Annotated in this window: 18 protein-coding genes; 13 read left to right on the top strand and 5 right to left on the bottom strand. The window is 62.5% G+C overall.

What is annotated here, in order from left to right:
• Positions 1-50: 50 nt before the first annotated feature.
• Positions 51-4268 (top strand): strawberry notch family protein, encoded by a 4218-nt coding sequence (locus LUA85_RS20370; RefSeq protein ID WP_231472196.1) that lies wholly within the window; start codon positions 51-53, stop codon positions 4266-4268.
• 15 nt (positions 4269-4283) lie between these two features.
• Here LUA85_RS20370 and LUA85_RS20365 read toward each other — a convergent pair whose 3' ends face one another.
• The gene (locus LUA85_RS20365; RefSeq protein ID WP_231472195.1) at positions 4284-5555 is read right to left on the bottom strand and encodes a Y-family DNA polymerase; all 1272 of its coding nucleotides are present in this window, start codon (positions 5553-5555) and stop codon (positions 4284-4286) included.
• Positions 5555-6004, bottom strand: coding sequence for a LexA family protein (locus LUA85_RS20360; RefSeq protein WP_371823747.1), 450 nt, complete (start codon positions 6002-6004; stop codon positions 5555-5557). Before LUA85_RS20360 ends, LUA85_RS20365 begins: the two co-directional genes overlap by 1 nt.
• A gap of 109 nt (positions 6005-6113) precedes the next feature.
• On the opposite strand from LUA85_RS20360, the gene LUA85_RS20355 reads away from it, so the two are divergent.
• From LUA85_RS20355 to LUA85_RS20345, 3 genes are all read left to right on the top strand, one after another.
• On the top strand, positions 6114-6707 hold the full coding sequence (locus tag LUA85_RS20355; protein WP_231472193.1) for a hypothetical protein: 594 nt from the start codon (positions 6114-6116) through the stop codon (positions 6705-6707).
• Between the two features lie 272 nt (positions 6708-6979).
• The gene (locus LUA85_RS20350; RefSeq protein ID WP_231472192.1) at positions 6980-8092 is read left to right on the top strand and encodes a sensor histidine kinase; all 1113 of its coding nucleotides are present in this window, start codon (positions 6980-6982) and stop codon (positions 8090-8092) included.
• Between the two features lie 102 nt (positions 8093-8194).
• Positions 8195-9373 carry an APC family permease gene (locus LUA85_RS20345; protein ID WP_231472191.1) on the top strand — a complete coding sequence of 393 codons (1179 nt, stop codon included), beginning with the start codon at positions 8195-8197 and terminating at the stop codon, positions 9371-9373.
• Between the two features lie 240 nt (positions 9374-9613).
• On the opposite strand, the gene LUA85_RS20340 is transcribed toward LUA85_RS20345, so the two are convergent.
• Together LUA85_RS20340 and LUA85_RS20335 are read right to left on the bottom strand one after the other, a co-directional pair.
• Entirely contained in the window at positions 9614-10279 is a 666-nt protein-coding gene (locus LUA85_RS20340; RefSeq protein WP_231472190.1) for a hypothetical protein, read from the bottom strand.
• An 83-nt stretch (positions 10280-10362) separates the two neighbouring features.
• Entirely contained in the window at positions 10363-11286 is a 924-nt protein-coding gene (locus LUA85_RS20335) for a hypothetical protein (RefSeq protein ID WP_231472189.1), read from the bottom strand.
• Positions 11287-11632: 346 nt separating this feature from the next.
• On the opposite strand from LUA85_RS20335, the gene LUA85_RS20330 reads away from it, so the two are divergent.
• From LUA85_RS20330 to LUA85_RS20305, 7 genes are all read left to right on the top strand, one after another.
• The gene (locus tag LUA85_RS20330; RefSeq protein WP_231472188.1) at positions 11633-13684 is read left to right on the top strand and encodes a ParB/RepB/Spo0J family partition protein; all 2052 of its coding nucleotides are present in this window, start codon (positions 11633-11635) and stop codon (positions 13682-13684) included.
• A 75-nt stretch (positions 13685-13759) separates the two neighbouring features.
• Positions 13760-15424, top strand: a complete 1665-nt coding sequence (locus LUA85_RS20325; protein ID WP_231472187.1) for an ATP-binding protein — start codon at positions 13760-13762, stop codon at positions 15422-15424.
• Positions 15421-16053: an ArdC family protein gene (locus LUA85_RS20320; protein ID WP_253073880.1), complete on the top strand. Its 633-nt coding sequence runs from the start codon at positions 15421-15423 to the stop codon at positions 16051-16053. The genes LUA85_RS20325 and LUA85_RS20320 overlap by 4 nt, the downstream gene beginning before the upstream one ends.
• Complete coding sequence (locus tag LUA85_RS21555) at positions 16050-16319, top strand: zincin-like metallopeptidase domain-containing protein (protein ID WP_253073881.1); 270 nt, start codon at positions 16050-16052, stop codon at positions 16317-16319. Before LUA85_RS20320 ends, LUA85_RS21555 begins: the two co-directional genes overlap by 4 nt.
• A 102-nt stretch (positions 16320-16421) precedes the next feature.
• The gene (locus LUA85_RS20315) at positions 16422-17078 is read left to right on the top strand and encodes a hypothetical protein (protein WP_231472186.1); all 657 of its coding nucleotides are present in this window, start codon (positions 16422-16424) and stop codon (positions 17076-17078) included.
• An 11-nt stretch (positions 17079-17089) separates the two neighbouring features.
• The gene (locus LUA85_RS20310; RefSeq protein ID WP_231472185.1) at positions 17090-17686 is read left to right on the top strand and encodes a hypothetical protein; all 597 of its coding nucleotides are present in this window, start codon (positions 17090-17092) and stop codon (positions 17684-17686) included.
• 23 nt (positions 17687-17709) lie between these two features.
• Positions 17710-17934, top strand: coding sequence for a hypothetical protein (locus tag LUA85_RS20305; protein WP_231472184.1), 225 nt, complete (start codon positions 17710-17712; stop codon positions 17932-17934).
• Between the two features lie 3 nt (positions 17935-17937).
• Here the strand turns inward: LUA85_RS20305 and LUA85_RS20300 are convergent, their stop codons facing one another.
• On the bottom strand, positions 17938-18426 hold the full coding sequence (locus LUA85_RS20300; protein ID WP_231472183.1) for a hypothetical protein: 489 nt from the start codon (positions 18424-18426) through the stop codon (positions 17938-17940).
• Between the two features lie 108 nt (positions 18427-18534).
• On the opposite strand from LUA85_RS20300, the gene LUA85_RS20295 reads away from it, so the two are divergent.
• Positions 18535-18942, top strand: a complete 408-nt coding sequence (locus LUA85_RS20295; protein WP_231472182.1) for a DUF3768 domain-containing protein — start codon at positions 18535-18537, stop codon at positions 18940-18942.
• Positions 18943-18946: 4 nt separating this feature from the next.
• Positions 18947-19276 (top strand): hypothetical protein, encoded by a 330-nt coding sequence (locus LUA85_RS20290; protein ID WP_231472181.1) that lies wholly within the window; start codon positions 18947-18949, stop codon positions 19274-19276.
• The last annotated feature ends 53 nt before the right edge of the window (positions 19277-19329 follow it).

Genomic DNA, 19329 nt, shown 5'->3' with positions numbered 1-19329 from the left:
GGGCTGGAGCGGGTGTGCCGCTGATCGGCACGAGCTCAGGAGATCCCCGCATGACCACTACGCTTCCGCGCGCCAGCGCAATTCTCAGTGCTGCGCGCACACTTGCCGCCAAGCTTCTCCTCACTGTTCCAATCGATCGCGCCGCACTAAGCGAGGCCATGATCCAGAGCACTGGCGGCAGAGATGCGGCGGGGGCCTGGCAACAGCGCGATAGTTTCGAGGCGCTGGAGGTCGCACTGGCGATGGCGGTTCCCCGACTTGTGGGTCAAATGGAAGCTGGCGCCGCGATCCGCACGCTCGAAGCACTGACCAAGGATCTCCCGACCCATACTGTTCGCAGCGAGGCGCAGATCGCCTTCCAGCAGTTTTCCACTCCGCCCGCGCTGGCTTATCTCGCGGTTAATCTTGCACGGCTTTCGGTCGAAGACGTTTTTCTTGAGCCCAGCGCAGGGACCGGGATCATTGCCTCGCTTGCTCAGGGTCTGGCGAAGAGTTCCGTGCTCAACGAACTCGAACCCACCCGCGCGGATCTGCTGGAGGGGATCTTCCCTGAATCGCATGTGTTCCGGCACGATGGCGCCAAGCTTGGGGCTTTACTGTCGGGAAACACGCGGCCGAGTGTGATCGTCATGAACCCGCCGTTCTCGATCTCGCAATCGCGGGGCCAGGATCAGAACACTGCCGCCCGCCACTTGCGCGCGGCGATCGACCATCTCTTGCCCGGCGGGAGGGTCGTCGCGATCATGCCGGACTGGTTCTCTCCCTCGGCCAGCTGTGGCGAAGTCTTCCGACGCACGCTTGAGAGCGCGCGCGTTGTCCTGTCACTGCGGCTCGACAGGGGCGGCTATGCCAAGCACGGCACCGGCATCGCGGTTCGTATCCTGGTGATCGACAAGATTGCCGGCGAGATCGGTCTTTCAACCATCAACCGCGCGTCGGTCAGCGAACTCTATGCGGCGCTTCCCGCGATTCCGCCGCGCGCCGCACTACGCAAGGCCAGCGAGAGCGTCGCGCCGCGGCCAAAGCTCAGTCTGTTCCGCTCGGTCAGGACCGGCCCAGCGCGGCCAGTAATTGTCCGCGCAGCACAGACCAACGAGGTCCGGCCTGTCGCCTACGCGGTACTCGATGAACCCGCGGCCATGGGCGAACAGCGCGGCGTCTATGCCGACTATCGCCCCTCACGCGTCGTCATCCCGGAGGCGGGCGAACACCCGACCCATCTCGTCGAATCCGCCGCCATGGCCTCGATCGCCGCACCTCGGCCCGGCTACGTGCCCTGCCTACCCGAAAGGACGGTGACGGCACGTCTGCTCTCGGCTGCCCAGCTTGAAACCGTGATCTATGCCGGCGAAGCCTGGTCGCGCGATCTTCATGGCCGCTTCAGTCATCCATCCGGCGAAGTGGCGCTGAAGGAAGATCCGGACGGTCAGCTTTACCGTACCGGGTTCTTTCTGGGTGACGGAACCGGGGCGGGGAAGGGGAGGCAAGCGGCGGCCTGCATTCTTGACCAGTGGCTCAAGGGCAATCGCCGCCACATCTGGATTTCAAAGAACGCGCCGCTCCTCGAAGATGCGCAGCGCGACTGGACCGCGATAGGCGGGCTGCCGTCGGACATCCTCGAACTTGCGCGCTGGAAGATCGGCGAGAAGATCACTGCGCCCGAGGGCATTCTGTTCGTGCCTTACGGCACCTTGCGCAGCTCGCGCGTCGAAGACACACGACTTGACCAGATCGTGCGCTGGGCTGGTGAAGACTTCGAAGGCGTGATCGTATTCGACGAGGCCCATGAAATGGGCGGCGTGGCCGGCGGGGAAGGGGCGCTGGGGAAGAAGCAGGGCTCGCTGCAGGGTATCGCCGGTGTCCTGCTCCAGAACACGCTACCGCGCGCCCGGGTGCTCTATGCCTCGGCAACGGGAGCATCCGACGTCAACAACCTCGCCTATGCGGTCCGTCTCGGTCTGTGGGGGCCGGGCACGGCGTTCGCGGCCCGCGAACAGTTCATCAGCGAAATCCGCGACGGCGGAATTGCTGCGATGGAACTGGTTGCCCGCGATCTCAAGGCATCCGGCCTATACCTGGCCCGGGCACTGAGCTTCGCCGGGATCGAGTACGACATCCTGCGACATGACCTTACCCCGGAGCAGATCGCGATCTACGACACCTATTGCGAGGCCTGGACGAACATCCATCAGAACCTCGAGGCCGCACTCGAACTCACCGGCATCGTCGATGGTCTTGAGAACAGGACGCTCAACAGCGGCGCCAAGGCGGCGGCGCGCAGCCGGTTCGAGGGCACCAAGCAGCGCTTCTTTGCGCAAGTCCTGCTCAGCCTGAAGCTCCCCTCGATCTATCCCGCAATCGATGAGCATCTGGCCAGCGAGGAAAGCGTGGTCGTCCAGCTCGTCAGCACGGCGGAATCGATCCTCAACCGGCGTCTCAACGAACTGGACCCCGAGGAGCGTGAGGCGCTGGAACTGGACCTATCGCCACGCGAGGCGATCGTGGACTACCTCACCCGCGCCTTCCCGACCCGGCAGATGGAAGAATATGTCGACGAACTCGGCGATGTCCGCTCGCGCCCGATGTGGGACCAGGCCGGCAATCCGGTCCACAACCCTCAGGCCGAAGCCGCTCGAGAGCAACTCATCGAGCATATCTGTGCCATGCCGCCGATCCCGACCGCGCTCGATGCGCTACTTGTACACTACGGCGTGAGTGCGGTGGCCGAAGTCACCGGGCGCAGCAAACGCCTAGTACGCGATGGTTCGGGGCAACAACGCCTCGAAAGCCGCTCGCCCAGGACCAACCTTGCCGAGACCGCCGCGTTCATGACTGGCGCAAAGCGTATCCTCGTATTCTCGGATGCCGGCGGCACGGGGCGCAGCTACCACGCCAGCCTGGATGCGAAGAACCAGCAGCGCCGAGTCCACTTCCTGCTCGAACCAGGCTGGCGCGCGGACCGGGCCATCCAGGGCTTGGGGCGCACCCACCGGACCCACCAGGCCTGTCCGCCGCTGTTCCGGCCGGTCACGACCGACTGCAAGGGTGAGGCGCGGTTCACCAGCACGATTGCGCGGCGGCTCGACGCACTGGGCGCGCTCACCCGCGGCCAGCGCCAGACCGGCGGCCAGGGCATGTTCGAGTCCTCAGACAACCTCGAGAGCAGCTACGCCAAGCACGCCTTGCATGACTGGTACGGGTTGCTTGCAATGGGCAAACTCAAGAGCACCTCGCTCGCCGAGTTTCAGACAATGAGCGGGCTCGATCTCACCGATCAGGACGGTGTGCTGCGCGAGGACCTGCCGCCAATCCAGCGATGGCTCAACCGTATCCTCGCCATGAGGATCGCGGTGCAGAACGCCATCTTCGACGAGTTCCTGACCCTTGTCGAAACGCGCGTCGCGGCGGCGAAGGAGGCTGGCACCTTCGACATCGGAGTCGAGACCATCTCGGTCGAGGCTTGCCAGGTTCTGTCGGACACGGTGATCCGGACTGATCCCGTGACCGGCGCTACTTCGCACCTTCTAGAACTGTCGCTGACCCAGCGACGCAAGGTCCTCTCGCTCGAGCGGGTGCTCAAGTTGGCGTCTCACGAGGACAAACCGCTGTTCATGCGCAACGGCAAATCGGGGAAGGTTGCCCTGGCGATCCGTGCGCCCTCGCACATGGATGAAGAGGGCAATACCATTCGGCGCTACGAACTCGTTCGGCCGCTGCGCAGTGAGTACCTCCGCGCCGACCACCTCGATGAGTCAGCTTGGGAGACGGTGTCCAAGGCCAGGTTCCGTGCCCTGTGGGAAGAGGAATATGCAGCAGATGAAAGCCAGCTGGTCACGGAGACCGTTTACCTCGCGACCGGACTGCTCCTGCCGATCTGGGGCGCGCTTCCAAAGGAAGACCTCACGGTCAATCGTATCGTCGACAAGTCTGGCACCTCTTGGCTCGGTCGTCATGTCCACGATCTCTATGTCGACGCGACCCTCGAGAAGCTCGGGGTCAACCGCACGGTTCCGACCGATCCCGACAAGATCGCTGCCGCCGTCATGGGCGGCGGAACATGGAAGGCGCCGCACCCCCTCAATTTCACAATCCGCACGTCGCGGGTGAACGGTTCCCGCAGGATAGAGATCGTCGATGCCGAAGCCGCGCGCATTCCCGAACTCAAGGCGAAGGGCTGCTTCACCGAGATTATCGCCTACAAGACGCGCGTGTTCGTGCCTCTCGACCGGGCTGACGCGATCATCTCCGGTATTGCCGGGCAAGCGTGACCTGTTTGGCGTGCGCTAGGTGAGCCTGGCCGAAGGGATGTCCGACCAGCGCGTGGTAAAGCTCGGCGACAGGTTTTCGCGCCGCATGCGCCATTCGCCGCTCTTCTGTGCCAATCCCAACCTTGCCGTGCCGCGCCCATAGCGGGCGTTGATCTGATCGATCGCGCTCATGAGCCCATCGTCAGCTTCCTCGATCCTGTCGAACAGCGAGGCAGGGGAATCTCCCGGCATGCCGAGGTCGAGCAGCAGCACACCGGCCTTTCGCCAATCATAGCCTGCACTCCAGATACGGTCGAAGATCCGCAGCACGGTGGCCGAAATCTCGCGGGTATCCGACGTTGGCCGATGAAACGTCGCCGAGCCCGACAGCGACTTTTGCGGTGCGCCTTGGGCAAATGGATCGGTCCGGATGAACAACTGGACCGCGCCGGCCACCTGCCCGGCATGACGCACCTTTTCGGCGACCCTTTCGGAAAAACTCATCACGGCATCGTGAACCTGGCTCTTTTCGCGGATTGCTGCGCCGAAGGTTCGCGAGCAACAAGTCGTCTGTTTTGGCGAAGGCTGGTCTTCAAGGGCATGGCAAACGAAGCCGCGCAGTTCATGTACAGTGCGCAGGCCGACCACACCCATGCTCTGCCGGACCCAGCCATCGGGAGCGTTGGCGAATTCGTGGGCGGTGTGAATACCGCGCTCCTCAAGCATCACCGTCCAGCGCCTACCCACGCCCCAGACATCGCCGACCGGGGTTTTGCGCAAGGCAGCCTCGATCCAGGCCGGATGATGGACGAGATCGAGAACACCGCCCGCCTTGGCCGATTTCTTCGCCAACCGATTAGCGAGCTTGGCCAGAGTCTTGGTTGGCCCAACGCCGACCGACACCGGAATTCCAGTCCATCGTCTGGTCCTCTCGCGCAGGACTCGGCACCATTCGGTGAGACTTGGTACGGCCAATCGGTCGAGATCGAGGAAGCACTCGTCGATGCTGTAGATCTCGTGAGAGGGCGCGCTCGCACCCAGCACGGTCATCACGCGTTCGGAGATGTCGCCATAAAGCGCATAGTTCGACGAGCAGACGGCAATGTCATGTTCCTCGACCAGTTTTCGGATCTTGAACATGGGCGCGCCCATCGCGACGCCCAGCACCTTCGCCTCGTTTGAGCGGGCAATGACGCAGCCATCGTTATTAGAGAGGACCACCACTGGGCGCTCCCGCAGGCGGGGCTGGAACAGCCGCTCACAGGATGCATAGAAGTTGTTGCAGTCGACCAGCGCAAAGGTGGCCATCAGCGGCCGCAATGGCGCCGGATGCTCGTGGTGACGACGCCCCAGATCTCGCAGTCGTTTTCGCCAATGGGCAACGAGGGATAGTCCATATTCTCGGCTGCGAGATGCCACTGCCCGGCCACCTTTTTCAGGCGTTTGACGGTCAGGTCGCCGTGCAGAATGGCAATGACGATGTCGTCGGGCTGGGGGCTGATCCCGCGATCGATGACCAGCAGGTCGCCATCGAATATCCCCGCATCGCGCATGGATTCCCCGGCGGCGCGGACGAAAAACGTGGCCGCGGGCCTGCGGATCAGGTGCTCGTTGAGGTCGAGCTTGCCCTCGATGTGATCGTCCGCAGGGCTTGGAAAGCCGGCGGGAACCTGGGTTCCGAACAGCGGAATTTCGAGTTTGGGCGGGCAATCGACAAAGCTAAGCACGAGGCATGTTCCAGACGGAATGGGGAACATAAAAAGAACAGGTGCGGCGTGATTCGTCAACTGGTGCATCGGTCGCGAGCAGTCTCTGGCGTCAATAGAACCACTGGCGGGACTGTTCTGACTGGCCTAAATGCCGCGAATGTCGGCAATTAAAGATATCGCACACGTAGGAAAACTTGTTGCTGCTCAGCATGGCTGGGCTGCGGCGAAATCCTTCAAGGCCTATGAGATGACCGATACCGATCGCGAAGCCTTGTCTCAGTGCGCGATCGATTTGCTCAAAATATTCCCTGCCATCCCGGGAGCGTGCGCCCTGATGAGCGCCGCCCTGGCGGTCGGGCTCGAGCGGTGCATGGCGGCACCAATCCATGTGGTCGCGGGCACCTTGGTTGTGGACGGTGACCTGGTATTTGGGGATCGACAACCGTTCGACGGCCCGCAGGTCTTCAGCAAATCGAACCCGGATTGGGATGGCCACGTCTGGGTGATGATCGGGTCTTATGTCGTCGACATTTCGATCTTCCGCACCGCCTATTCGCGGCAAGGGCCAGCGCGGCTCGCCAAACATATCGACCTGACCTTCGGCCCAAACAAAGGCTTGTACGTCGATCGCTGGAAGCGGCCATCACAGCTCGGCCTGAGTTATGAGCCCCAGTACGTGTTCAGTGGGGATGAGGTGACCCGTCTGATGGGCGGCGCGTTTCACGTCATCCAGCAGGCGAAATCTGCATAGTTGAGACGACGGGGATGCCGGACGATCCGAAATGTCCGCTTTTGCCTAGCATTTGCCTAAATGCTGGACTGTCCGCTTACGACAACATTGCGGACAATGCCGCTCGTATCGCTTCAGCCCCATTTCAATTGGAATTGGGTTGAAGCCGATTGAATGGCCGGTTTTGGTAGGTTGGTGCTATGATCATCAGGCTTTGCGAGTCTTAAGTTGGCATGACAGGCAACCGGGTATGGCTCTCGATGTGCGAGTCTCTGGTCCCGCAGGCTTCGGCCATGGAATTTTTTACGCCTGTTTCACCTGAAAACTCCAGCAGTCTCGGAATGGCGCTGGTCGTGTCTTCCACCATGCCGCTGCTGTTGCTCAACGATCACCTGATTGTTCAAGCAGCCAGTGAGACGTTTTGCCGGGCCTTTGATTTGCGGATTGAAGCCGTGGTCGGGTTGTCACTGTTCGCGCTGGGCAGCGGTGAATGGGACAGGCCGCAACTGAGGTCCCTGCTTGAGGCAACCGCCAGCGGGCGCGCAGCTATCGACGCCTACGAATTTGTTCTGAAGCGCGAAGACCGGCCCGAACGCATTCTGATCTTGAATGCACACGCGCTGGACCACAACGAAAACGCTGCAATCCGGCTAGTCCTTGCTGTCTCCGATATCACGGCAATGCGCGATTCCGAGAGTGCGGTTCTCGCCCAAGTCCAGAAGAACGATTCGCTGATCCGCGAGAAGCAGGTCCTGCTGCAGGAATTGAACCACCGAGTCGCCAACAGCCTGCAGATTATCGCGAGCATCCTGATGCAGCGCGTGAAACGGTCCCAGTCAGAAGAAACCCGCGACCACCTGCGCGATGCCCACCACCGGGTCTTGTCGATTGCCACGCTGCAACGTTTGCTGGCTTCGAACGCGAACGCCGATGTTGCTCTTCTGCCATACCTAACAGACCTGTGCGCCAGCATTGGCGCATCAATGATAGCCGATCCAAGCAAATTGACCCTGAATGTCACAGCCGATGCCAGTTTGATGAGCCCGGATCAGTCGGTCAGCCTGGGGCTGATTGTCACGGAACTGGCGATCAATGCACTCAAGCACGCATTCCCCGATGCCGAGCAGGAACACTGTCACATCGACGTGGCCTTTGCCACCAAGACATCAGGTTGGGTCCTGACCGTATCTGACAATGGCTGCGGGATGCTGGACGATCCTGCCAAGACCAAGTCCGGCCTTGGCACCGGCATTGTCAATGCGCTCGCCGGGCAACTGGCGGCATCGGTGGTTGTCACCGATAACGAACCGGGAACCAATGTGACCGTGTCGCATGTCGCGGCCGGTGCAAAGGATAGCTCGAGCGCGCCTGGAACCACCGTTTCGAAGCTTTCCGTTGGTGCCTAGGTCCTTGGTGAAAATCACGTCGCTTCCACTCCAGGGTAATCTCGGCATGTACAGCTCTTGACGCCGAACCCCGCACCGAAATCCTTGATCAGATCGCTTTCGATGACGCATGCCGTCCTCTACGGACTTGGCGTCACGATTGGTGCCGGCATCTACGTGCTGGCCGGCGTTGCCGCTGGGCGCAGCGGCATGAATGCGCCTATTGCATTCATGATTGCGGCGCTGGCGATGGGATTCACCGCTGCCGCTTTTGCGGAACTCGGTACGCGCATGCCGATCAGCGCCAGCGAAGCCGCCTATGTTGAGGCAGCCTTCGATCGCAAATGGCTCGGCCTGATCGTCGGCCTGCTGGTGGTCGTGAACGCGACCATCACCGCTGCGACCATAAGTTCCGGAAGCGCTGGCTATATTGCCGTCTTCATCGACCTGCCCAGTGCCTGGATTATCGTCGGGGTGGTGCTCGCGATGGGCGCGGTAGCGTGCATGGGCACGGCTCAATCCATTGCTTTTGCCGGGGTCATGACGCTCGTCGAAATTGGCGGTCTGCTGCTGATTGTCGGGGCCGGACTCATGTCCGAGGACGCAGTTTTGACGCGGCTACCCGAAATGATGCCGGCCGGAGATCCCGATTCATGGATGGCGATTGGCGGGACGACCGTCATTGCGGTATTCGCCTTTATCGGCTTTGAGCATCTGGTCAACATCGCCGAGGAACTGAAAGAGCCAAGCCGAACGCTGCCACGCGCGCTGTTCCTGACGCTGGGTATCACGACGGTCCTGTACGTTCTCGTCATGTGGATTTCGATCGTAGTGGTACCGCCGCAAGAATTGGCCACTTCGCCTGCGCCGCTGGCGACCGTTTTCATGCGCCTTACCGGTTTTCCGCTGGTGACCATGAGTGCCATCGCGGTTGTCGCTACCCTCAACGGCATTGTCGTAAACATGATCATGATCGCCAGGGTGCTGTACGGGCTGTCCGCAAGAGGAAGCCTGCCGGTTGCCTTCGCCCGGTTGGGGGTACGAACCAGAACACCCCTGCTCGGGACGGCGGTTGGCGTTGGGGCCATACTGGCTCTTGCGGTGGCAATTCCACTTGGAGGCCTTGCCGACATTGCGGCGCGCGGAACGCTCCTGATTTTTGCGATTACGAATGCCGCGCTGATTCGCATCAAACTGCGGTGTCAGCCCGTTCCACCTGGCATCTTCGTCTGTCCGTTGTGGGTCGCCGTTGCAGGGTTGACCTCCAGTTTAGTACTCTTGGCCTTCGCCATCTTTGAGTAGGCGCGTTGAACTAAGGTCCCCACAAACATAGTTTAATTTACGGAGGCGTGAGGACTGCTTCTCACTCTAGAGCAGTCGACGGGCTGGCCACGTACAGGCCCGATTCCAGTCATCCAATGGGTGAGAAATAATGCTGAATGAACGACCGGTTCGAACAGCAAGACTTAGCGCTGCAAACGACAACTATTTCGGCGGGACCTGACACCTGAGCGAGGCTTCGGAACTACAGAACCTTATTTCTCACAACTGGTAGGCGGCGCGCAGCCTTGCGGCGAGGTCTTCTCGTGTCATGTTCACCTTGAATTGGCTGGGGTCGAAATCGACCTCGATCGCCGCGTTCTCGACAAAGGCCCGCATATCCTCCGCGACGGAAGGGGGCAGCGAATATCGAACCTCCTGGCTCAAAAGCTGCAAAAGCCGTGCGACGTCGTTGCGGTGCTTGCGGATGTTCTTTTCATCAACCTGCAAGCCTTCCTCGCGCTGGCGGGTGAGGTCGAGCCAGGCACGCGCCTTGAACGGGATGATCGCGGCCTCGTCAAGCACCGGGATACCGCCAGCCTCGCGCACCATCGACTTGAGAAATTCGTAGTAGCTCTCGTCGAGGAGGATGGCGGACAAGCTGGCGGCGGCCTCGTCGATCGGAAGCGGCGTCAGGTGGGCGTCGCCGCCAAGCGTCAAGCCTTCGGGCGCTCGGGAGAATAGCTCGAGCATGGCGGGATAGCCTTCCGCCTTTGGCTTCTGGAAGCGGTAAAGGACCTTCGCGCCTTCGCTGCTCTCCCTGATCTCGTAATCGCCCTCCTCGACAAAAGCCCAGAAGCGCGCGGCGAAGGCGCTGTCCAGCGCTTCGACCACCAGGACGATATCGAGATCCTTGGTGGCGCGGAAGTCCAGCCCGACCTCGTCCATGATCAATTCGCAGGCCGCCCCTCCGATCAGCACATATTGATGCTCGTGGCCCGCAAAATGCGCCCGAAAGCGATCGACCCCGATCACCATGTAAATGTCTCCAACAATTCTTCCGCCGCTTGCGCAACGCGTTCGTCCGGGTTGTCCCTGACGCTGAGGTACAGCGAGAGGCGATCGACAACGCCATTGCTGGCGAGAATTCGGGGGTCGTAGGTCCATGTCTGAACCTCGACGCGCTCGTCATCGAATGCCGTCGCGGGCCTCAAGGACTGCGATGCCTGCAGGTGCTTCCAGCTGGCAGCCAGAACTGCCCGCGTCTCGACGCGCGGCGGAGCCAGCATGGTGTAGCGGGCAAGTGCCGTTGTCCCGGCAAGTGGACCGATCTCTTCGCCATCCGGAGCGCAAACCTCCCGAACCTTGCGCACCGGCGACTGGAGCTGCGCCTGGACCGTGTCCCAAAGCTCGCGGCCACGAAGGGCCATGTGCAGACGGCGCTGCCGACCGACATGGTGTGCCTTCGCTAGCTGGAGCGCCTCCAGCTCATCCAGAGTGCGGCTGATGCTCATGATCGAGACACGCAGTTCGTCTGCAAGTTCGGTCAGGTTCAGGCCGTCCAGGGTGCGACCCTGCAGGATTGCCAACAGCAGAAATTGCGTGGTCGGGCTGATCTGTTCGGCGTGAACTATCGCGAATGCAGGTGCGCGCTCGCGCAGGTCGAGGAACGCTTCGGGGACATAGAGCTGCGCGCCCGGCGCGATGAAGCCGATCTTGCGCTCCGTCATCTGACGGCGGATCGCGCTCGGCACGCGGCCCAACAGCAGAAGCACCAGGTCGCCCCCGAGTTGGTGGCGAACCATCTCTCGGTGCTTCAGGTACTGCGCGGTGGTGCCAGATCCGGTCGGCAGGTTCTCACGGAGGGCCATAAGCAGCAGTGCGCGGCCGTCCAGCGAGCCTTGCCAGATCGCGTAACGGTCGAGGATGAAGTGCGGTAGATTGGTGGGTGCCACTGGCACGAGGCCAAGCCGCTGTCCGAAAGCGGCCTCAACATATGCTTCAGCAGCATCCGCGAGCGCTTCCAACCGCGCTTCAGGAACTCTTTCTAACACCATGCATCCTATTTAACATTACTAGTGTTAAAAGTCCATTGCGATGTTAGACTGCTTGTAAGCGGCGCGTTCGCTGCCTCTTCATGAGGCATAAATCCAGCATTTATGCCTCACGGGAGCGAGCAAGAAGCCTTTTGCGTCCGCAGTTGTCGCAGGGAACCCGAACAACCCTGAAACTGTGAGGGGAGGGGGGCTGGAAGGGGCGAGCCGAAGGGCTCGGCCAAGTCCGGCTTTCAGGAGCACCCCCATGAACGATATCGAGATGATCCCGCTCGGCAAGCTGCGCTTGTCCGATGCCAATGTGCGCAAGAACGACAGCAACCTCTTCATCGAGGAACTCGCCGCCAACATCGAGGCAAAGGGCCTTCTCCAGAACCTGATCGTGGCGCCGGCCAAGAAGCGTGGCATGTTCGACGTGACCGCCGGTGGTCGCCGGCTGCGCGCACTCAACTTTCTCCTCGAGGCTGGCAAGCTCGCCAAGGATTACCCCGTTACCTGCCGCGTTCTCGACATCGACGCGGCTGAACAGTCCGAGCTATCACTCATCGAGAACGTCATCCGGCTCGACATGACGCCGACCGACGAGATCCGCGCTTACAAGCACTTCGTCAACGAGGGCAGCGACCTCGATGCGATCGCCAAGCGGTTCGGCCGCACCCGCCGGTTCATCGAAGGCCGCTTGCGGCTTGCCGACCTTGCCGATCCGATCTTTGCGGCGCTCGAAGAGGGCAAGATCACCCTTGACGTCGCCAAGGCCTACGCGACGACGCCCAATCATGATCGCCAGATGATGGTCTGGAACGAACTGTCGAATAGCTGGCAGGGCAACCAGCCCGATTCCATCCGCCGGATGATCACCCACAGCGCGATCCGTTCGTCCTCGCCAATGGCCCAGCTCGCGAGCGAAGCCGAATACCTCGCCGCAGGCGGCAAGATCGAGCGCGACCTCTTCACCGAGGACGGCGGCGAGACCTGGATCGACGCAGAGATTGCGCAGCGTATCGCCGGCGAGAAGCTCCAGGCCTTCGCAACCGAAGTTGCCGCGACCTCCGGTTATGCCTGGGTCCGTCCGATCCTTGAGACGCGCATCACCTACAGCGCTACCGAAGATCTCCATCAGGTCCATCTCGAGCCCGCTCCGCTTTCGGAGGATGAGCAAGCTGAAGCCGATCGCCTGCTCGAGACGATTTCGTCGCTCGAAGCGGAAAGTGAAGCGCTCGACGACGACGACGAAGCGGCCGCTGCCGATTTCCAGGCACGCTGGGATGCCGCAACCAACGCCTATGACGCGCTCCATGACAAGCCGCCTGTCATCCCCGAGGAAATGAAGGCCAATCTGGGCTGCTTCGTCATCATCGGAGCCGATGGCCAGCCCGCCGTCGCCAGCGGCCTCTACAGCGACAAACCGCTCGAACGGCGCAAGGGGCGCGGGTCCGACGCGGGCGAGGGTGCCAGCGGAGCAGGGGAGGGGGGCAGCGCCGCTTCGGCGCCCAAGCCGCTATCGCAGAAGCTGGTCGAGGAGCTCGCCGTGCAGCGCCGCGACATCCTGGCGATCAACCTTGCATCGAACCCGGCCATCGCGCTCGACTACCTGATCTTCGCGATTGCCGACTCCCGCGCACTTTATAGCGCACAGGCTCTCGGCACGACGATCCGCGCGCCATCACCCTCACTCTACCTCGCCAACTATCCGGAAAATCCTGCGCATACGCTGATGGCCGATATGCGCGAGACGCTCGACCTGTCGTGGACCGAACATCACCGCACGGTCGACCGGTTCTCGGCGTTCAGTGCGCTCGACGATGATGCCAAGGCCAGCTGGCTAGCCTGGTGCATGGCCAAGACGCTGGAAGCCAGCATGGGGATCGACAAGAAAGCCGGTCAGTCCGGCCCCGAGCCGATCGATCTTCACGATCATCTTGCCGCGCTGATGGGAATCAATGTCGCCAGCCACTGGCGTCCTACCTCAGCCAATTACTTCGACCGCGTGAGCAAGCAGGCGCTGCTCGCGCACGTGACCGAAGTCGGCGGCCCGACCATGGCGGCGAGCTTCATGGGATCGAAGAAGGGTGACCTCTCGGCATCCTGCGAGAAGCTGTTCGCGGGCGAAACCATCGTCGCTCCCGAGGTCAAGGAAGCCGCTCTCGCCTGGGTGCCCGAGGCCATGCGCTTCCGAGTGCTCGCCGCGAGCGAGCCTGATGACGAAGCGCCGGTCGAGCACGAACCAGACAGCGATGCGGGCGACCTCGAACCTGCCGAAGAACAGGACGCCCAAGCCGACGAGACCGTCGACGCCTGACCAGCCTTGCCGGCACGCTGCCCGCGCATCCGTTGCGATCTGCGGCAGCGTGCCGGTCCATCCAGGAACCACCTCATGACCATGATCACCAAGCTGCGCGCCCGGGTCTCCCCCGAGGCGATCTCGAAGGTCACCCGGATCTTCAACGGGACCCTCGACGACATCTTCAACGAACTCTTCCAGAATGCCCGCCGCGCAGGCGCGGGCCGCATCACCGTCACCGCCGATCACACGGCGGACGCATGCCTCATCACGGTGAGCGATGACGGCGCCGGGATCGCCGACTCGGTCGACCTCCTCTCGCTCGGGGCATCCGATTGGCCCGACGAGTGCCGTGCCCGCGAAGACCCGGCAGGCATGGGCTTCTTCAGCCTTGCTGGCCGCGACACCGTGGTCAGTTCGCGGAGCGCGGACGGCGCGTTCTCGCTGGCGATCACGGGCGATGCCTGGACCGGCGAGGCCGACATCGATGTGCTGCCCTTCGACGGGCCGCGCGGCACGACAATCGCCTTCCGGTTCGATCCGCAGCCTGACGGCAAGCTCGAACGCTGCGTCGAGGCAGCCGCCCGGTTCCTGCCGCTCTCGGTCAGTTACAATGGCAAGGACCTCGCCCGCGCCGATTTCCTCGCCGACGCGCACAAGGTCATCGAGCGGGAGGGGTTCCGGATCGGCGTGTTCCGCGACCGGCACTCGCCGCACGTGGCGACGCTCAACTTCCACGGCGTGACCCTCAAACACGCCTTCCCGGTCGTAAAGGAAGTCCATCACACCCAGTGGTCCGTGCAGGTCGACGTCATCGACGCGCCCGATCTCGTCTTGGTGCTGCCCGCCCGCAAGGAAATCTACCGCAACGCCGCGCTCGACCGGCTCGTGGCACTCTGCCGCGAGGCAATCTTTTTGGTCATCCGCGAGGAACCGTTCCACCGCCTGAGCTTCGAGAACTGGATCGAAGCGAGCTTGTATCACGACGACTTCCCGCAGGCGGCGCGGCAATTACCGCTGTGGTACCCGACGCTCGCCCGCGACAGCTACCGCGAGGTGCCGCGGTTTGCCGACCTCGAGCCTGGCGCGGCGATCTACGATGACACCGACTCCTTCGATGCGGTCACCTTCGGCCGCGCTTTGCGGCGCTCGAACTGCGGCGAGATGCACTGTCTGGGCGGCCCTGAGCCGCGTGCCTTCTACGAGCCGATCACCAATTTCATCGGCTATCGCTGGTACGATGCCCTCCCGGCCTTCGTGCGCACCGGGGAGTGCTTCACCTTCGATGGCGGCGCGCCCGCAGACGAAGCCGACGCGGTCACCCTGCGCCCCGACGCGATCACGATCGAACTGACCGACCAGCACGACCGGCGGCTCGATCTCGAGACCGATTTTGCGATTCTAGACGACCCTGACTCCTGGGGCGATCCCGACTGCGCGCGCATTGCACTGACGCGGACCACCGCGCTTGGCCCGGACGACCTCACCGATCTCATCATCGATGCGGTGTTCTCGCCCTCGGACGATTCCGACGCGGACAGCTACGATACCCAGGAAACTCGCTTCCGCCACGATGCTGCGGTGCGCGCCCATGCCATCCTCGAAGGCGAGGACGCTGCCATCCTTGCTGGCATCCGCATGGCCTTCGCCGACCGTGTAGCCTGGCGCATCCCGCACGGACGGACACTGCGTCTTAGCTGGTCGAGCACCGCTTCCGACCTTTCGCTCGATCTCGCGCAGGAGGGCTCGGCGCAATGACCCGCCATCCAAAACCCGACGTCGCGCAGGTCATCACCGACCTGATTCTTGAGAAAATCGCCGCTGGCACCGCCCCCTGGCTCAAGCCCTGGACATCGACAAGCACACGGCCGCTCCGCCACAACGGGGTTCCCTATTCGGGGATCAACACGTTCTTCCTCTGGGCCGTCGCCGAAAGCCAGGGTTACGCCAGCCCCTACTGGATGACTTTCAGGCAGGCTGCCGAACTTGGCGCCCATGTCCGCAAGGGCGAGAGCGGATCGTTCAGCGTGTTCTACAGCTCGGCCCGCAAGACCGACACCGATCGCCAAACCGGTGAAACGACCGAAAAGACCGTCCGCTTCATGAAGTGGAACCACGTCTTCAACGCCTCGCAGATCGAAGGCCTGCCCATGCACTACTATCCCGAGCCACTCGACCCCAAGGCGATCGGAGAACTCTCGGCAGGGGTTCAGGGCTTTCTCGACGCGATCCCGATCCGCGTGATTCATGGCGGCAACAGCGCGCATTACACACCCAGCACCGACACCGTGACCCTGCCGCACCGCCAAGCGTTCCATTCGATCGAAGCTTACTTCTCGACCCCTACCATGAGCTTGGTCATGCCACAGGGAGTGCCAAGCGGCTGAACCGCCAGTTCGGCAAGCGGTTTGGGGATGACGCTTACGCTTTCGAAGAAATCGTGGCCAGCCTGACCCAAGCAACGCTCTGCGCTGAATATGGCCTCCCCAACGAGGTCCACGATAGCCATGCCTCTTACATCCATCACTGGATGAAGATCCTGCGCGGCGACAAGACCGCGATCCTGCACGCGGCGGCCAAGGCGGAACAGGCGGTCAAATGGTTGCGCCAGTTTGACCCTGCCCTTGGCGGCGAGCTCAAGGAGGCGGCCTGACGGCAACGCGAGTGCGGCTCCTCGAGCCCGCTCGCATGCGAAGCGGGAAGGGGAGGGGGTGGGAGCCTGATGCGCCAGGGGGCGCAAAGGGAGACTTCGCCGATGAACTACGATCTCGACTTCCGCTATCGCCGTGCCCTGCAGCCCGACGCGCTGGCGACCATTCCGACCGCGACCCAAGCCGTCGTCGATGCCATGCAGGACGCGCGTAATGCCGGGATCGACCCGGCCCGCGATCCCGCGACCATCTTGCTCGCCCGCCATGTCGGACGCATTGCGCTGGGCTACGCACCTGATGTGACCTTCGCCGAGGATGTGCCACTGCGCCGCCAGTGCCTCGCCAAGATCGATGAACTCAAGTCGAAACCGGCTCTCGTCGCTCTTGCTCGCCGCGGGATCGGTTATGATCCTGAAGCCAAGCGCGCCTTCCATCGTGAAGCGCGCTCGGCGCTGCGGGTGGCGGCGCGCCATCTTGGGCTGGAGCCCGACCAGTACGACCTGCGCGGCAATTTTGCCGGTCCAGCGGTTTCGGGCGAAATCACGCTCCATGGCGACGAGATCTACGTGCAGGTCTCGATCCCCTGCATCCGTCCTGGCCGGGAGGTGATGTTTCGTCGCTGCAAGGGCCGTCAGGACTATCTCGGGGACCGCAACCACTTCTGTGACATTGCCGTGCTCGCCGCGCCGCAGAGTTTCCGCGCGCTCGTCGTCCGCGAGACCGGCCTTTCCATCAATCCGCGCCAACAGGCGCTCGTCTAGGAGACAAGCCCATGGGTTGGCTGTTCTTGTCTCGCGGCGGCATGGCTCCGTTCGCCACGCCAAAAGCCTATCTCGACAATCAATGCACCTACCCGCCCGACCCCGAGAAAGGGCGGGCGACGGGCCTCCGGGTCCTTAAGTCGACCGTTCGCTCGGGCGCCTATTATGCAGCTTGCCAGAGCTACGATTCCGAGAGTCCGCGCGAGATTTTCGCCATCATCTGTTTGGTGAAGTGGAATCCCGGCGCACGGAGCGGAGAGGAGTTCGGCTACAAGGACATGAGCGAAACCATGGGGCCATACAACTATGACTGTCCGGCCTCGATCCTCGACTTGCTGGGGCCACCCGGCAACGAATATGCCGCCCAGTGGCGAGAGCACTGCCGCCAGCGCCTCGCGTTGACTTCGCGCCGCAAGCCGGCGCCGGGTGACATGCTGGTGCTCGCCGAGCCGCTGACGTTTACCGATGGGCACAGCGAAAGGAGTTTTCGGGTGGTCCAGTCGGGCAGGAAGACCATCCTGCGCCGCGTTGGCGATGGGGTCGGCGTGAAGATCAGCAAGCTGATGAGCCGTGCCTGGACGATCGTTCCGCCATCGGCGGCGCCGTGACCCGGCATCAAGTGAGCAGCGCCATGACCGAACCCGCCCCTCCTGCGTGCTCGTCCAAGCGCGCGCGCCTCTGCAGCATCGAAAACGCCAACCGGATTGCAACCAAAGTCGCCGAGCATGTCCAGAGCGATACCGCCGTGGTGAAGACCGGCAATCCCCTGCAGCCGTTCCGCGTGGTCCTGGCGAGCAAGGCGGCACCGGGCCGCACCGTCTCGCGGGTCCTCACCTGCAATGACGATGACCCTTGAAGGTCAGTAAGGCTCAGGGCCCCGCTCGACGTACCACGATTGCCCCAATTCGAAATCGGGGCTGGCCGACACGAGCGGGCCGTCCGGGGCTTCGGCGACATAAGGCGAAACCAGATCCTTGCGCCGAACGCGTGAGCGGCTGAGCCAGGCTGCGGTGCGCCCGCGCGCCTTGAGGAGCGTTAGTAACCAATCCATCGCCTCGGCCATCTCGACCACGCCGCGCCCAGCGAGGCAGTAGTAGATCGCCCGCTGGAAATCGTCACACTGGGTGCTGAGGATCCCGGCGAGCTTTGCACGCCCGCCGGGCGCATTTTCATGCACGAGTGACACCGCTTCGCGCAATTCTCGCACCGACAGGTAAGCATCGTCCACGCTGACCCCGATGCATAGCGCCGCGATCGCCCGTCGCACCGGCTGCAGGTTCATGTCGCATGAGGCATCGCGAAGCACGATGTCGAGATCGAAACGGTCGAGGTGGCTGGAAGCGGGCATGGAGAGATCCTTTCCGAAAGAACGTAGCGTGAACGCTCAGGCCCCGTCAACCTGACAGCGGAGGGGAGGGGGCAGTCGGCGGGGGATCAATTTTGAAAGGAAGAACCCATGACCCAGCTTGCTCAATCCACGCCGCCTGCCGTTGACCACAGTGCCGAGATTGCCCGGCTCAACGACGCTGCCCGCGCAGGTTCATTGCCCACCTCGCGCACTATTTTCACCCGTGCCCTTGCAGATATCCTCGCGGGTGATGCGGACGATCCCGGCACCCGCCAGCTCAATCTGATGCTGGGCCAGCGTGCCATTCGCAAACTCATCAACGAGACCCCGATCGAACCCGGTAACGACCCGCATGGCGAGCGCGATTTTGGCGTGGTCGAATTCCAGGGGCACAAGATCTTCTGGAAGGTCGACGTCTATGCGAACGACGGGACATTTTTGTGGGGTTCGGAAACGCCGTGGGATGCAGAGCAGAGCTTCCGCATCGTCACCATCATGCTCGCGAGCGATTGGTGACGTGATGAGCCGGTATTCGCTAATGCCGCTGCCGTACCGTGCTGACCTGTTCGAGGTTGCGGTGGGCTGGGATTCCGGGCTCGACACCTACTTCATCACGGTGTTCGGGACGCCGGTGATTCAGCGAGAGCCCGAAGTGCGGCTCTGGCGAGGTAATGTCTGGCGCGATCTTGTCGCAGCGCAAGAACTCGTCGCGATCGCCGGGCAGTATGCGGAGGTCCCGGCCGACCTTACTACCAAGCTTGAGGAAGATCGGATCGCTGCTCCTCACCAGCTTCGGCAGCCGATCAACCGGCTGATCTCGCAGCTCCTGGGCCGCGTTCCCGAAAAGTAGCCGCACCGCACACTCTCCCTCAGCAAAGTATGCCCAGCCTCGCTTGCCAAACC

The organism is Novosphingobium sp. CECT 9465, assembly GCF_920987055.1.
Lineage (GTDB): Bacteria > Pseudomonadota > Alphaproteobacteria > Sphingomonadales > Sphingomonadaceae > Novosphingobium.
This window is presented reverse-complemented; position numbering and strand designations above follow the sequence as displayed.

What these genes read in the sequence shown, in the direction of transcription:
- LUA85_RS20370 (WP_231472196.1), top strand. Translation starts at nt 51, where the DNA reads ATGACCACTACGCTTCCGCGCGCCAGCGCAATTCTCAGTGCTGCGCGC.
- LUA85_RS20345 (WP_231472191.1), top strand. Translation starts at nt 8,195, where the DNA reads ATGACGCATGCCGTCCTCTACGGACTTGGCGTCACGATTGGTGCCGGC.
- LUA85_RS20330 (WP_231472188.1), top strand. Translation starts at nt 11,633, where the DNA reads ATGAACGATATCGAGATGATCCCGCTCGGCAAGCTGCGCTTGTCCGAT.
- LUA85_RS20350 (WP_231472192.1), top strand. Translation starts at nt 6,980, where the DNA reads ATGGAATTTTTTACGCCTGTTTCACCTGAAAACTCCAGCAGTCTCGGA.
- LUA85_RS20365 (WP_231472195.1), bottom strand. Translation starts at nt 5,555, where the DNA reads ATGGCCACCTTTGCGCTGGTCGACTGCAACAACTTCTATGCATCCTGT.
- LUA85_RS20290 (WP_231472181.1), top strand. Translation starts at nt 18,947, where the DNA reads ATGAGCCGGTATTCGCTAATGCCGCTGCCGTACCGTGCTGACCTGTTC.
- LUA85_RS20355 (WP_231472193.1), top strand. Translation starts at nt 6,114, where the DNA reads ATGTCGGCAATTAAAGATATCGCACACGTAGGAAAACTTGTTGCTGCT.
- LUA85_RS20300 (WP_231472183.1), bottom strand. Translation starts at nt 18,426, where the DNA reads ATGCCCGCTTCCAGCCACCTCGACCGTTTCGATCTCGACATCGTGCTT.
- LUA85_RS20310 (WP_231472185.1), top strand. Translation starts at nt 17,090, where the DNA reads ATGGGTTGGCTGTTCTTGTCTCGCGGCGGCATGGCTCCGTTCGCCACG.
- LUA85_RS20325 (WP_231472187.1), top strand. Translation starts at nt 13,760, where the DNA reads ATGACCATGATCACCAAGCTGCGCGCCCGGGTCTCCCCCGAGGCGATC.
- LUA85_RS20315 (WP_231472186.1), top strand. Translation starts at nt 16,422, where the DNA reads ATGAACTACGATCTCGACTTCCGCTATCGCCGTGCCCTGCAGCCCGAC.
- LUA85_RS20305 (WP_231472184.1), top strand. Translation starts at nt 17,710, where the DNA reads ATGACCGAACCCGCCCCTCCTGCGTGCTCGTCCAAGCGCGCGCGCCTC.
- LUA85_RS20320 (WP_253073880.1), top strand. Translation starts at nt 15,421, where the DNA reads ATGACCCGCCATCCAAAACCCGACGTCGCGCAGGTCATCACCGACCTG.
- LUA85_RS20340 (WP_231472190.1), bottom strand. Translation starts at nt 10,279, where the DNA reads ATGGACGAGGTCGGGCTGGACTTCCGCGCCACCAAGGATCTCGATATC.
- LUA85_RS20360 (WP_371823747.1), bottom strand. Translation starts at nt 6,004, where the DNA reads ATGTTCCCCATTCCGTCTGGAACATGCCTCGTGCTTAGCTTTGTCGAT.
- LUA85_RS20295 (WP_231472182.1), top strand. Translation starts at nt 18,535, where the DNA reads ATGACCCAGCTTGCTCAATCCACGCCGCCTGCCGTTGACCACAGTGCC.